The 12,305-nt window shown below is 70.5% G+C and carries 13 protein-coding genes; 4 read left to right on the top strand and 9 right to left on the bottom strand.

Translation table 11 applies throughout. The annotated features are described in order from the left end of the window. Positions 1–13: 13 nt before the first annotated feature. Genes AC6R2M_RS06410 through cnbZ form a run of 4 tightly spaced genes read left to right on the top strand, consistent with a single transcriptional unit; the run spans position 14 to position 3,874 of the window. Positions 14–1,417 (top strand): amidase, encoded by a 1,404-nt coding sequence (locus AC6R2M_RS06410; RefSeq protein ID WP_500487515.1) that lies wholly within the window; start codon positions 14–16, stop codon positions 1,415–1,417. After that, positions 1,414–2,394: an ABC transporter ATP-binding protein gene (locus AC6R2M_RS06405; protein ID WP_500486601.1), complete on the top strand. Its 981-nt coding sequence runs from the start codon at positions 1,414–1,416 to the stop codon at positions 2,392–2,394. The genes AC6R2M_RS06410 and AC6R2M_RS06405 overlap by 4 nt, the downstream gene beginning before the upstream one ends. Then, entirely contained in the window at positions 2,391–3,119 is a 729-nt protein-coding gene (locus AC6R2M_RS06400; protein ID WP_500486599.1) for an aspartate/glutamate racemase family protein, read from the top strand. Before AC6R2M_RS06405 ends, AC6R2M_RS06400 begins: the two co-directional genes overlap by 4 nt. Then, on the top strand, positions 3,116–3,874 hold the full coding sequence (gene cnbZ / locus AC6R2M_RS06395) for a 2-amino-5-chloromuconate deaminase CnbZ (protein ID WP_500486597.1): 759 nt from the start codon (positions 3,116–3,118) through the stop codon (positions 3,872–3,874). Before AC6R2M_RS06400 ends, cnbZ begins: the two co-directional genes overlap by 4 nt. Positions 3,875–3,878: 4 nt before the next feature. On the opposite strand, the gene ureC is transcribed toward cnbZ, so the two are convergent. The 9 genes from ureC to urtB all read right to left on the bottom strand — a co-directional run bounded on the left by ureC (position 3,879) and on the right by urtB (position 12,262). Further along, a complete protein-coding gene (ureC, locus tag AC6R2M_RS06390; RefSeq protein WP_500486595.1) occupies positions 3,879–5,591 on the bottom strand; it encodes an urease subunit alpha in 1,713 nt (570 codons plus the stop codon). A gap of 45 nt (positions 5,592–5,636) precedes the next feature. Continuing rightward, entirely contained in the window at positions 5,637–5,948 is a 312-nt protein-coding gene (locus AC6R2M_RS06385; RefSeq protein WP_500486593.1) for an urease subunit beta, read from the bottom strand. Next, the gene (locus AC6R2M_RS06380) at positions 5,945–6,550 is read right to left on the bottom strand and encodes a HupE/UreJ family protein (protein ID WP_500486591.1); all 606 of its coding nucleotides are present in this window, start codon (positions 6,548–6,550) and stop codon (positions 5,945–5,947) included. The genes AC6R2M_RS06385 and AC6R2M_RS06380 overlap by 4 nt, the downstream gene beginning before the upstream one ends. 26 nt (positions 6,551–6,576) lie before the next feature. Beyond that, a complete protein-coding gene (locus AC6R2M_RS06375; protein WP_500486589.1) occupies positions 6,577–6,879 on the bottom strand; it encodes an urease subunit gamma in 303 nt (100 codons plus the stop codon). A 22-nt stretch (positions 6,880–6,901) separates the two neighbouring features. Then, positions 6,902–7,684, bottom strand: a complete 783-nt coding sequence (locus AC6R2M_RS06370; protein WP_500486587.1) for an urease accessory protein UreD — start codon at positions 7,682–7,684, stop codon at positions 6,902–6,904. 83 nt (positions 7,685–7,767) lie between these two features. Beyond that, positions 7,768–8,463, bottom strand: coding sequence for an urea ABC transporter ATP-binding subunit UrtE (urtE, locus tag AC6R2M_RS06365; protein ID WP_500486585.1), 696 nt, complete (start codon positions 8,461–8,463; stop codon positions 7,768–7,770). A 198-nt stretch (positions 8,464–8,661) separates the two neighbouring features. Then, a complete protein-coding gene (urtD, locus tag AC6R2M_RS06360; protein WP_500487513.1) occupies positions 8,662–9,444 on the bottom strand; it encodes an urea ABC transporter ATP-binding protein UrtD in 783 nt (260 codons plus the stop codon). A 59-nt stretch (positions 9,445–9,503) separates the two neighbouring features. Next, complete coding sequence (gene urtC / locus AC6R2M_RS06355; protein ID WP_500486583.1) at positions 9,504–10,664, bottom strand: urea ABC transporter permease subunit UrtC; 1,161 nt, start codon at positions 10,662–10,664, stop codon at positions 9,504–9,506. Further along, entirely contained in the window at positions 10,661–12,262 is a 1,602-nt protein-coding gene (urtB, locus tag AC6R2M_RS06350; RefSeq protein WP_500486581.1) for an urea ABC transporter permease subunit UrtB, read from the bottom strand. Before urtB ends, urtC begins: the two co-directional genes overlap by 4 nt. Positions 12,263–12,305 lie beyond the last annotated feature (43 nt).

Below are 12,305 nucleotides of genomic sequence, written 5' to 3'. Positions count from 1 at the left end.
CGATCCGGCTCTGATGACCCTGACGGACCTCAAGACGGCCGTCGCGTCCCGGTCCGTCTCGTCGCGAGAGGCGACGGAGGCCTATCTGAAGCGCATCTCGGACTGGCAGCCGCATCTGAACGCCTTCATTTCGATCGAGGCCGAGGATGCGCTCGCGGCCGCCGACGAAGCCGATGCCCGGTTGGCGAAGGGCGAAGCCCGAGGCGCGCTCGACGGCGTTCCTTTCGCCCACAAGGACATGTTCTTCGAGCGCGGCCGCGTTTCCACCTGCGGCTCCAGGATCCTCCGCGAAACTCCCGCCGAGACCTCTTCGACCGCTCTGAAACGGTTGACCGAAACGGGCTCGGTGCGGCTCGGAACGCTGCACATGGCCGAGTTCGCCTACGGGCCGACGGGGCACAACACCCATTTCGGCCCGTCCGGAAATCCGTGGAACCCGCTGCACGTCACCGGCGGCTCCTCCTCCGGCTCCGGCGCGGCGGTCGCCGCCCGGCTGACGCCCGCCGCCCTCGGTTCCGACACCGGCGGTTCCGTGCGCATGCCCGCGAATTTCTGCGGGGTGACGGGCCTCAAGACCACCGTCGGTCGCGTCAGCCGCCATGGCGCGATGCCGCTGTCCCACTCGCTCGACACGATCGGCCCCCTGGCGCAGACGGCGGAGGATTGCGCGGCCATCCTGCAACTGATCGCGGGGCCAGACGCACAGGACCCGACCGCGCTCGACCGGCCCGTGCCGGACTATGCGGGGGCCTGCGCCGCACCGGTGAAGGGCCTTCGCCTCGGCGTGCCGGACGCCTTCTATCTCGACGATCTGGACCCCGCGACCGCGCGGGCCTTCGATGCGGCGCTCCAGACCTTCCGCGCGGACGGCGTCGAGATCGTCTCCGTGTCGCTGCCCGACCAGACGAAGCTCTCGGCAGCCGGGCAGATCCTGCTCGCCTGCGAGGCCGCGGCCTTCCACCGCAAATGGCTCGTCGAGCGGCCGCAGGACTACGGCGATCAGGTCCGCGCGCGGCTGGAGAACGGCTTCGCCATTCCCGCGGTCACCTATCTGGAGGCGCTGCGCTGGCGCGGGATCGCGCTGGCCGAGCATCTGAAGGCCGTTTCCGGCGTGGACGCCTTCCTCGCGCCGGTCAGCGCCGAGGCCTCGCCGACGATCCTCGACAGCGACGTCGGCGGAGCGCCGGGCGCGGAGGCCGTGATCCAGACGATCACGCGGCTGATGCGGCCGGTGAACTATCTCGGCCTGCCCGCGCTCGTGGTGCCCGCCGGCTTCAGCGATGCGGGCCTGCCGATCGGGCTGCAGATCGTCGGCCGTCCCTTCGAGGAGGATCGCATTCTGACCCTCGGCGCGGGCTTCCAGCGCGCCAGCGACTTCCACCGCGCCGTGCCTGAGCTTCCCGGAGCCGCCCGATGAACCCTGCCGTCGAAGTCCAGAACCTGAAGGTCCGCTTCTCCGGCGAGCGCACGGTCCATGCCGTCAACGACGTCTCGCTGACGCTCGGACAGGGCGAGGTGCTCGGCCTTCTCGGCGAGTCCGGCTCCGGCAAGAGCGTGACCCTGCGCGCGCTGATGCGCCTTCTGCCGAGGCGCCGGACGACGATCGAGGGCGCGATCCGCGTCGCGGGCGAGGACGTGACCGCCATGGACGAGACGCGGCTGTCCGCCTTTCGCGGCAAGACCGTCTCGATGATCTTCCAGGAGCCGATGCTGGCGCTGGACCCGGTCTACAGGATCGGCGACCAGATCGCCGAAAGCGTCGTGCGGCACGATGGCGTGTCCCGCCGCGAGGGCCGCGCGCGGGCGCTGGAGATGCTGGAGCGGGTGCGCATTCCTTCGGCCAAAAGCCGGCTGGAGGCCTATCCGCACGAAATGTCGGGCGGCATGCGGCAGCGCGCCATGATCGCCCTCGCCCTCGCCTGCCGCCCCAAGGTGCTTCTGGCCGACGAGCCGACGACGGCGCTCGACGCGACGGTGCAGATCCAGATCCTGCTTCTCCTGCGCGAGCTGCAGGCCGAGTTCGGCATGTCGATGATCTTCGTCACGCACGACATCGGCGTCGCGGTCGAGATCTGCGACCGCATCGCCGTCATGTATGCCGGCGAGGTCGTGGAGACCGGCACCCTTCGGGACGTGGTCCGAGACGCGCGCCACCCCTATGCGCAAGGGCTCCTGGCGTCCACCGTCCACGGCAATCCGGGCGGCTCGCGTCTGGAGACGATCCCCGGCGCGCCGCCTTCCCTGTCGCAGCCGCCGGCAGTCTGCTCCTTCGAGCCGCGCTGCAAGCATTCCGTGCCCCGCTGCCGCGAGACCCGCCCGCCCGTCGCCGAACTCGGGCCCCGCCGCATGGCGCGCTGCATCATCCCGGCCGGGCAGGCGCCCGTCCCCGCATGAGGCTTTCGATCGTCAACCCGAACGCGACCGAGTCGATGACGGCGCTGGTGGCGGAAACCGCCCGCGCGCTCGCGGCGCCGGGCACGGTCATTGACGCGCGGACCAATTCGGACGGGCCGCTCTCCATCGAAGGCGCGGTGGACGGCGCCCGCGCGGTGCCGGGGATGCTCGATCGCCTCCAGGCGGCCGAACGCGACGGCGCGGAGGCGCACATCATCGCCTGCTTCGACGACACGGGGCTCGACGCCGCGCGCTCGCTTCTGTCCGCGCCCGTCATCGGCATCGGAGAGGCGGGCGCCAAGGCCGCGAGCTTCCTCGCCCACCGCTTCTGCGTCGTCACCACCCTGTCGGTGTCGGTGCCGATCCTCAAGGACAATCTGCGCCGCTACGGCCTTTCCGAACGGGCGAGCGTGCGCGCGAGCGAGGTGCCGGTGCTCGCCCTCGAAGCCGACCCGGACGCCGCGGTCCGCCGCATCTCCGACGAGATCGCGCGAGCGATCGCGGACGACCGCGCGGAGGCGATCGTGCTTGGCTGCGCCGGCATGACGGCGATGGCCGGCGAACTCTCGCGGCGGCATGGCGTTCCGGTCGTCGACGGCGTCGCGGCCGCGGTGAAGTTCGCGGAAGGGCTCGCCGCCCTCGGCCTCCGCTCGTCGAAGCGCGGGCTCTACGCCTCGCCTCGCAGCGCCGACGAGAAGACGCGGGACATGGGGGAGCAGACGTGAACGAGACCCTGGACGTTTCGGACGGCGGCTACCGGTCGCTGCCCCTCGTGCCGCAGTTCTCGGCGGGCGTCGCCGCCCTGCCCGGCCATGCGCTGCGCCGCGTGCGCTTCGAGCGGCCGGTGGCGCTCGCCGAGGGGTTCGCGCTGATCGAGGCGCATCTGAAGGCGGCGGGTCGTCCGCCGGCCGCCTTCGCGTCCTGCGAACTGCGCTCGCCCGAGCCCTTTACCGAGGCGAGCTTCGAAGCCTTCAACCGTATCTATCTGCGCACGCTGGAGGATTGGGGCGTGATGCGGGACGGGGTGAACCCGGTGGCCCGCACCAATGTGTGCCCGGTCCACCGGCCGCCGCAGACGCCGTCCTTCCACGCCTTCTCCTACACGGTGGAGGAGCGCGAAGCGCCGTTCAGCTTCGTCATCGCCGGCTCCTGCGAGGTGCCGGAGAACCAGCCGGGCGAATACACCTCCCACATCGTGCGCTACGGCGAGACGAGCCCCGACGCGATCCGGGAGAAGGCCCGGTTCGTGCTGGGCGAGCTGGAGCGCCGGCTGGCCCTTCTCGGCGGCTCGTGGGACGGCGTCACGGGAACCCATGCCTACACGGTCCACGACCTCGGGGCCTTCCTCGGCGAGGAGATCGTGTCGCGCGGCGCGGCGCCCCACGGCCTGACCTGGAACACGCACCGCCCGCCTGTCATCGGCCTCGAATTCGAGATGGACTGCCGGCGCGTCTTCTCCGAAGCGGTGCTGCCGGCCTGAAGGCTCAGAAGAGGAAGTAGCGCTGGGCCATCGGCAGGACGGTGGCGGGCTCGCAGGTGAGCAGTTCGCCGTCGGCCCGCACCTCGTAGGTCTCCGGGTTCACCTCGACATGCGGCGTGGCGTCGTTGAGGATCATCGACGCCTTGGAGATGCCGCCGCGCGTGTTCTCCACGGGCAGGAACGCCTTCTCGCAGCCGAGCCTGTCGCGCAGGCCCTCCCCGATCGCGGCCTTCGAGACGAAGGAGACGCCGCTCGCGCCCACCGCCTTGCCGAAGGCGCCGAACATCGGCCGGTAGTGCACCGGCTGCGGCGTCGGGATCGAGGCGTTGGGGTCGCCCATGGGCGCGGCGACGATCGTGCCGCCGAGCAGCACCATCATCGGCTTCACGCCGAAGAAGGCCGGGTCCCAGAGCACGAGGTCGGCGCGCTTGCCGACCTCCACCGAGCCGATCTCGCGCGAAAGCCCCTGCGCGATCGCCGGGTTGATCGTGACCTTGGCGATGTATCGGCGCACCCGCAGATTGTCGTTGTCGCCCGTCTCGCCGGGCAGGCGCCCGCGCTGGCGCTTCATCTTGTCGGCCGTCTGGAAGGTTCGGACGATCACCTCGCCGACGCGGCCCATCGCCTGGCTGTCGGAGGCGACGATCGAGAAGGCTCCGATGTCGTGGAGGATGTCCTCGGCCGCAATGGTCTCGCGCCGGATGCGGCTTTCGGCGAAGGCGATGTCCTCGGGGATTGAGGGGTCGAGGTGGTGGCACACCATGAGCATGTCGAGATGCTCCTCCAGCGTGTTCACCGTGTAGGGCCGGGTCGGGTTGGTCGAGCCGGGCAGGACGTTCGGCAGGCCGCAGACCTTGATGATGTCCGGCGCGTGGCCGCCGCCCGCCCCTTCCGTGTGGAAGGCATGGATGGTGCGGCCCCTGAAGGCGCCGACCGTATCCTCCACGAAGCCGCTCTCGTTGAGCGTGTCGGTGTGGATCATCACCTGCACGTCGTATTCATCGGCGACCGAGAGGCAGCAGTCGATGGCCGCGGGCGTCGTGCCCCAGTCCTCGTGCAGCTTGAGCGCGCCGGCGCCTGCCCGGATCATCTCCTCCAGCGCCTGCGGCTGGGAGGCGTTGCCCTTCCCCGAAAGCACGAAGTTCATCGGGAAGGCGTCGAGCGCCTGCAGCATGCGCGCCATGTGCCACGGCCCCGGCGTGCAGGTGGTGGCGAGCGTGCCGTGCGCCGGGCCGGTGCCGCCGCCGATCATGCAGGTGACGCCCGAGAACAGCGCCTCCTCGATCTGCTGCGGGCAGATGAAGTGGATGTGGCTGTCCACCGCGCCGGCCGTCAGAATCTTGCCCTCGCCCGCGATCGCCTCCGTGCCCGGCCCGACGACGATGGTGACACCCGGCTGCGTGTCCGGGTTGCCCGCCTTGCCGATGGCGGCGATGCGGCCGTCCTTCAGGCCGACATCGGCCTTGTAGATGCCGGTGTGGTCGACGATCAGCGCGTTGGTGATGACGGTGTCGACCGCGCCCTCGGCGCGGCTGCGCTGCGACTGGCCCATGCCGTCGCGGATCACCTTGCCGCCGCCGAACTTCACCTCCTCGCCATAGGTCGTGAAGTCGTGGCTGACCTCGATGAAGAGCTCGGTGTCGGCGAGGCGCACCTTGTCGCCGACCGTCGGGCCGTACATGGCGGCATAGGTGGAGCGGGCGATTGAAGCGGGCATCGTCGTCTCCGGGAAGCGGGTCGTTCGGTGATGCGGGACGACGGCTCAGGCGTCGAGCGGTCCCATGACATGGGCGTTGAAGCCGAAGATGCGGCGCTCGCCGCCGATCGGCACGAGGCGCACGAGGCGCGACTGGCCCGGCTCGAAGCGCACCGCCGTGCCGGCGGCGATATCGAGCCGCAGGCCGCGCGCCGCCGCGCGGTCGAAGGAGAGCGCGGCGTTGACCTCGGCGAAATGGTAGTGCGAGCCGACCTGGATCGGGCGGTCGCCGGTGTTGGCGACCTCCATCTCCGTGGACGGCAGGCCGGCGTTCAGCTCGATCTCGCCGGGCGCGGGGATCACCTCGCCGGGGATCACGGCTGCACCATCAAGACGAGGCCGGCTGCCGCCGTGGCGGCGCCGAGAAGGCGCGTCAGGCGCAGGCTGCCGAGGCCGCCGAGCACCAATCCGAGCCCGACGCCCGCCAGATGCAGCAGCGCCGTGGCGATGGCGAAGCCGGCCATGTAGGCGAAGGCCGTCGCCGAGCCGATCTCCGCGCCGTGCGCATGGCCGTGGAAGAGCGCGAAGAGGCCGACCAGCGCGGCGGAGGCCGCGACCGGGATGCGCACGGCGAGCGCGACGAGCAGACCGATCACGACGACCGAGGCGAGGATGCCCGGCTCGACGAGCGGAAGCGGCACGCCGGCCATGGAAAGGCCGAAGCCGACCATCATGGCGGCGACGAAGGCGGCGGGCACGATCAGGAGCGCCGAGCCGGCCGACATCGAGGCCCACAGGCCGACCGCGACCATGGCGAGCACGTGGTCCGGCCCGAACAGCGGGTGCAGGAATCCCGTGAGGAAGGAGCCGTGCTCGGCGAGATGCACATGGTCGTCGGGGTGCGGATGCGCCAGCGCGACCGCGCTCGTCGCGAAGAGGGCCGCCAGCGTCAGGAGTGCGGTCTTCGAGCTCGTCTTCATGGGCCTGTTCCTCTTCTGCGGCGTGTTCAGCGGATCGGTTGGTGGACGGTCACGAGCTTGGTGCCGTCCGGAAAGGTCGCCTCGACCTGGATGTCGTGGATCATCTCGGCGATCCCCTCCATCACCTGTTCGCGGCCGACGACATGCGCGCCCGCTTCCATGAGGTCGGCGACCGAGCGTCCGTCGCGCGCGCCCTCCACCACGAAGTCGGTGATGAGCGCGATGGCCTCGGGATGGTTCAGCTTCACGCCGCGCTCTAGGCGGCGGCGCGCGACCATCGCGGCCATGGAGACGAGGAGCTTGTCCTTCTCACGGGGGGTCAGCTGCATCCTGTCGAATCCCTCGCTGTCACTACAAGGACCATAGGCGCGGAAGGGGCCCGGAAGCGAGATGCCTCAGCGCCGGAACCAGCCTTTTGCGCAGCGCCATGCCACTGCCCGCCACGAGGCGCGCGACGGTCAGCCCGTCGATCCGGCTCGCGCCGCCGAGCGGGCCGAGCGCCTCGCGCAGCGCCGTCATGTCGGGCTCGATGCCGAAGGCGAGGATCGTCGCGAAGGCGCGGTTGCCGGCAAGCGAGGCCGGAGCGGCCGTTCGGGCGGCGACGTCGCCGTCGAGCCGAAGATCGTCCGCGAAGGCGAGCCGGCCGCCGATGCCCACGCGCCAGCGGTCGCGCAGGCTCGCCTCGCTCAGGCTCTCGCCCATCGCCTCGCGTCCGAGGATCACGCTCTCGCACAGCAGCATCCGGCTCGTCGGCGCGGCATCCACGTGCAGTTCGCGCGACAGCCGCGCCCGATCGAACAGGATCGTCTCCTGCGGCAGCCAGGCGAGCGAGGCGCCCTCGCCCACATCGATCCGGGTCGAGACCTCGGCATCGGCCCCGAGCGAGGCGTAGACGCGCTCGCAGGCCTGCGTGACCACGGAAAGCTCGGCTCCGGCCGCAAGGTCGAAGGACTGCGCCAGCCGGTCGCCGCCGGCCAGACCGCCGGCCGTGTTGACGAGAACGGCGTCCACCGGCCCGGTCACGACGCGCGGGAAGCGCAGGCGCAGGCAGCCGGCCTGACGCAGGCGCAGGAGACGCGAGCGCGCGGCCCCCGAACCGATCTCGGCCCTCGCCTGCCCCCAGGCGCGTTGCATCTTCGGCGCTTCGAATCCGTCGTCCATCAGGGACGAGGCGTACACCGGAGCGGAGCGTTCGCGGAAGGCCGGCGCGGCGTGCATCAGACCGTCAGGTGCTTTCGCACGTCCTCGCGGTCGAGGTCGGCGCCCACGCCCTCGAAGACGACCCGGCCCCGGTCGAGGATGGTGACCCGGTCGGCGAGCTCGCGGCAGAAGTCGAGATACTGCTCCACGAGGAGGATCGCCATTCCGGTCTCGTCGCGAAGCCAGCGGATGGCCCGGCCGATGTCCTTGATGATGGAGGGCTGGATGCCTTCGGTCGGCTCGTCCAGCACGAGGAGCTTCGGCCGCGTCACCAGCGCCCGGCCGATGGCGAGCTGCTGCTGCTGCCCGCCGGACAGGTCGCCGCCGCGCCGGTTCATCATCTCGGCGAGCACCGGAAAGAGGTCGAAGACGTGGGGCGGGATCGTGCGCTCGGCGCGCTTCAGCGGCGCAAAGCCCGTCTGCAGGTTCTCGCGCACGGTGAGCAGCGGAAAGATCTCGCGCCCCTGCGGCACGAAGCCGATGCCGGCCCGCGCCCGATTGTACGGCGCGGAGCGCTTCAGATCGGCCTCGCCGAAGCGGATTTCGCCCCGCCGGATCGGCTGCTGGCCGACGATGGCGCGCATCAGGCTCGTCTTGCCGACGCCGTTGCGGCCGAGGACGCAGGTGATCTCGCCTGCGTTCGCGGTCAGCGAGACCGAGCGCAAAGCCTGCGCCGCGCCGTAGTAGAGATCGACGTTGGAGACGCTCAGCATGGTTGCGGTTCCTCAATGAGCGCAAATGACGGAGCTGCGCCCTTCTCCCGTCCCGGGAGAAGGTCCCGGCAGGGGGATGAGGGCTTCGTCGGGCGCCGGCGCTCCTCGACGCCCTCACCCGGTTCGCTGCCGCGAACCACCCTCTCCCCAAGGGGAGAGGGAAAGGCGCCTCGTTCTTCGCAGCCGCAGCCAACATCCTCACCGCCCCAGATACACTTCGACGACGCGCGGGTTCGCCGAGACGGCATCGAGCGTGCCCTCCGCCAGCACGTTGCCCTCGTGCAGGCAGGTGACCTTCACGCCGAGTTCGCGGACGAAGTGCATGTCGTGCTCGACGACGACGACCGAATGGTCCCGCGCGATGTCCTTGAGGAGCCGCGCCGTCTCCTCGGTCTCGGCGTCGGTCATGCCGGCGACGGGTTCGTCGACGAGGAGGAGTTCGGGATCCTGCGCGAGCAGCATGCCGATCTCCAGCCACTGCTTCTGCCCGTGCGAGAGGCCGGCGGCCTTCTCGTCGCGGCGCTCCCCGAGCCGCGTCAGGTCGAGAATGTCGTCGATCCGGGCCCGCTCCTCGGCAGCGTTGCGATGGAAGAGCGAGGAGAACACCCCTCGCGTGCCGGCGAGCGCGAGCTTGAGATTGTCGCGCACGGTGTGGTTCTCGAAGACGGTCGGCTTCTGGAACTTGCGCCCGATGCCCATGTTGGCGATCTCCGCCTCGTCATGGGCCGTCAGGTCGATGTCGCCGCGGAAGTAGACGTCGCCCTTGTCGGGCCGCGTCTTGCCCGTGACGATGTCCATCATCGTCGTCTTGCCCGCGCCGTTCGGGCCGATGATCGCCCGCATCTCGCCCTTGGCGATGACGAGCGACAGGTCGTTGATCGCCTTGAAGCCGTCGAAGCTCTTCGACACGCCGTCGAGATAGAGCAGCGTCTCGCCCCGGCCGGGCGCGAGGCGGGCCGTCGCCTCGGCCCGCTCGGCCATGGCGGTGGCGTAGGGGTGCGGAGAGACGCGAGGGGCCTTCGTGATCGTGTCCATCGCTCTCACTCCGCCGGATGGGCGCTGGGCTCGGGCGCGGCGGCCGCGCCCGTCTCGGCCGCCTTCGCGCGGCGGTGCTGGCGCAGCGCGTCCCAACCGTGCTCGACCGTGCCGACGATCCCGCGCGGCAGGAACAGGGTGACGGCGACGAAGAGGCCGCCGAGCGCGAAGAGCCAGAGGCCCGGCGCAAAGCCGGTCAGCCAGCTCTTGGCGGCGTTGACGAGGACGGCGCCGAGCGCCGCGCCCCACAGCGTGCCGCGCCCGCCGACGGCGACCCAGATCACCGCCTCGATGGAGTTGGCCGGCGCGAACTCGCCCGGATTGATGATGCCGGTCTGCGGCACGTAGAGCGCGCCCGCGATCCCCGCCATCACTGCCGAGAGGGTGAAGACGAAGAGCTTGAAGCGCTCCACGCGATAGCCGAGGAAGCGCGCCCGGCTTTCGGCGTCGCGCACCGCGATCAGAACGAGGCCGAGCTTGGAGGTGACGACCGCGCGCGCCGTCAGATAGCCGGCGGCGAGCGCCAGCGCGGTCAGGGAGAAGAGCGCGACACGCGTCTCGCGGGCCCGCAGGTCGAAGCCGAGAATGTCGCGGAAGTCGTTCAGGCCGTTGTTGCCGCCAAATCCCATCTCGTTGCGGAAGAAGGCGAGCATCAGCGCGAAGGCCATCGCCTGCGTGATGATCGAGAGATAGACGCCGGTAACCCTGGAGCGGAAGGCGAACCAGCCAAAGACGAAGGCGAGCGTTCCCGGCACCACCATGGTCATAAGCGCGGCGAACCAGAAATTGCCGAAGCCCCACCAGTACCAGGGCAGCTCGGTCCAGTTCAGGAAGACCATGAAGTCCGGCAGCTGCGGATTGCCGTAGACCCCGCGCGGCCCGATCTCGCGCATCATGTGCATGCCGATGGCGTAGCCGCCGAGCGCGAAGAAGGCGCCGTGGCCGAGAGAGAGGATGCCGCAATAGCCCCAGACGAGGTCGAGCGCGAGCGCCAGCAGCGCGAAGGCCAGCCAGCGGCCGAGCAGGACCACCCAGGTCGTCGGCACGTAGAGCGCGTCGCCGGGAGAAAGCAGCGCGTTCGACAGCGGCATGAAGATCGCCGCGAGAACGAGGACGGCGACGAAGACGCGGCCGCCGAGATTGCCGAGCAGACGGTGCGCGATCATGCTTCCACCGCCCTTCCCTTCTGGGCGAAGAGGCCGCGCGGCTTCTTCTGGATGAACAGGATGACGAGGACGAGCACGAAGACCTTGGCGAGGACCGCGCCGGCATAGGGCTCGAGGAACTTGTTGACGACGCCGAGGCTCATCGCCGCCGTGAGCGTGCCCCAGAGCGAGCCGACGCCGCCGAAGACCACCACCAGGAAGCTGTCGATGATGTAGCTCTGGCCGAGATTGGGCGAGACGTTGTCGATCTGCGACAGCGCGACGCCGGCCAGCCCCGCGATCCCGGAGCCGAGTCCGAAGGTCATCGCGTCCGTCCAGGGCGTGCGAATGCCCATGGCGGCGGCCATGCGCCGGTTCTGCGTGACCGCGCGCATCTGCAGGCCGAAGGCGGTCCAGCGCATCAGCGCCATCAGCCCGAAGAGGACGGCCAGCGAGAAGCCGATGATCACGAGGCGGTTGAGCGTCAGCTGCATGCCAAGGACGTCGATCGTGCCGGACATCCAGGACGGGTTGGAGACCTCGCGGTTGGTGGCGCCGAAGGTGGTGCGCGTCGCCTGCTGCAGGATGAGCGCGATGCCCCAGGTGGCGAGCAACGTCTCCAGCGGCCGGCCGTAAAGCCAGCGGATGATCCCGCGCTCGATCGCGACGCCGATCGCGCCGGCGACGAGGAAGGCGGCCGGCAGCGCCATGAGAAGCGAGTAGTCCATCAGTCCCGGCGCGTTGGCCCGCAGGAACTGCTGCACGACGAAGGTCGTGTAGGCGCCGATCATCACCATCTCGCCATGCGCCATGTTGATGACGCCCATGACGCCGAAGGTGACGGCGAGGCCGATGGCCGCGAGCAGGAGCACCGAGCCGAGCGACAGGCCGTAGAAGACGTTCTGGCCCATGTCGATGAAGGCGAGCCGGCTCTGGATGGAGGCGATGCCCGCGCTCGCCGCCTCGCCCAGCTCACCCGGCTCGGCGGCGAGGGCGTTCAGGAGCACCAGCGCCTCGCGGTCGCCGCGCGCCGCGATGGTCTCGACGGCCTCGATCTTCTCGGCCTCGGGCGCATCGGAGTTCAGGATCGCGCTCGCCCGCGCCTGGCGCATCAGGTTCGCGATGGCCGGCACCGGCTCCTCGGCGATCGCCGCGTCCAGCGCCTCGATGGCGGTGGCGTCGCGCGCGGAGAAGATCGCCTGCGCGGCCTGCCGGCGCTGCGCGGGATTGTCGCTCTGCAGCGTCAGCGAGCCCATGGCTGCCGTGACGGCGCGGCGCACGCGGTTGTTGACGCGGATCGCCTCCACCTCGCGCCGGCCCGCCTCGCCCCTCGCCTCGCCGGTCAGGGCGTCGGTCAACGCGTAGTCACGGCCGTCCCGCACGCCGACGAAGACCGTGCCGCCGCGCACGACGAGATTGCCGTCCGAGAGCTGGCGCAGGACGCCGGCCGCGGCCGGGTCGCCGGTCGCGGCGAGATCCGCGATGGCCCCCTCCAGCCCGTCGAAGCCGCTGGCGGTGCCGAGCGCGTCGACCAGCGGGCGGAGGTCGCCTTGCGCGAAGGCCGGCGGTGCGAGGAGAAGCGCCAGGAGAAGCGCGAGGTGCCGAAACAGGCGGGCCATACCCGTGTCTTTCGTCCGGTCTCGCCCAGGGGGCGGGAAGGGC

The organism is Aureimonas sp. CAS, assembly GCF_059838215.1.
The sequence above is the reverse complement of the archived record's forward strand: the minus strand, read 5'-3'. Positions and strand labels throughout refer to the sequence as shown.

What these genes read in the sequence shown, in the direction of transcription:
- AC6R2M_RS06410 (WP_500487515.1), top strand. Translation starts at nt 14, where the DNA reads ATGACCCTGACGGACCTCAAGACGGCCGTCGCGTCCCGGTCCGTCTCG.
- AC6R2M_RS06405 (WP_500486601.1), top strand. Translation starts at nt 1,414, where the DNA reads ATGAACCCTGCCGTCGAAGTCCAGAACCTGAAGGTCCGCTTCTCCGGC.
- AC6R2M_RS06400 (WP_500486599.1), top strand. Translation starts at nt 2,391, where the DNA reads ATGAGGCTTTCGATCGTCAACCCGAACGCGACCGAGTCGATGACGGCG.
- ureC (WP_500486595.1), bottom strand. Translation starts at nt 5,591, where the DNA reads ATGCCCGCTTCAATCGCCCGCTCCACCTATGCCGCCATGTACGGCCCG.
- AC6R2M_RS06380 (WP_500486591.1), bottom strand. Translation starts at nt 6,550, where the DNA reads ATGAAGACGAGCTCGAAGACCGCACTCCTGACGCTGGCGGCCCTCTTC.
- AC6R2M_RS06375 (WP_500486589.1), bottom strand. Translation starts at nt 6,879, where the DNA reads ATGCAGCTGACCCCCCGTGAGAAGGACAAGCTCCTCGTCTCCATGGCC.
- AC6R2M_RS06370 (WP_500486587.1), bottom strand. Translation starts at nt 7,684, where the DNA reads ATGCAACGCGCCTGGGGGCAGGCGAGGGCCGAGATCGGTTCGGGGGCC.
- urtE (WP_500486585.1), bottom strand. Translation starts at nt 8,463, where the DNA reads ATGCTGAGCGTCTCCAACGTCGATCTCTACTACGGCGCGGCGCAGGCT.
- urtD (WP_500487513.1), bottom strand. Translation starts at nt 9,444, where the DNA reads ATGGCCGAGCGGGCCGAGGCGACGGCCCGCCTCGCGCCCGGCCGGGGC.
- urtC (WP_500486583.1), bottom strand. Translation starts at nt 10,664, where the DNA reads ATGATCGCGCACCGTCTGCTCGGCAATCTCGGCGGCCGCGTCTTCGTC.
- urtB (WP_500486581.1), bottom strand. Translation starts at nt 12,262, where the DNA reads ATGGCCCGCCTGTTTCGGCACCTCGCGCTTCTCCTGGCGCTTCTCCTC.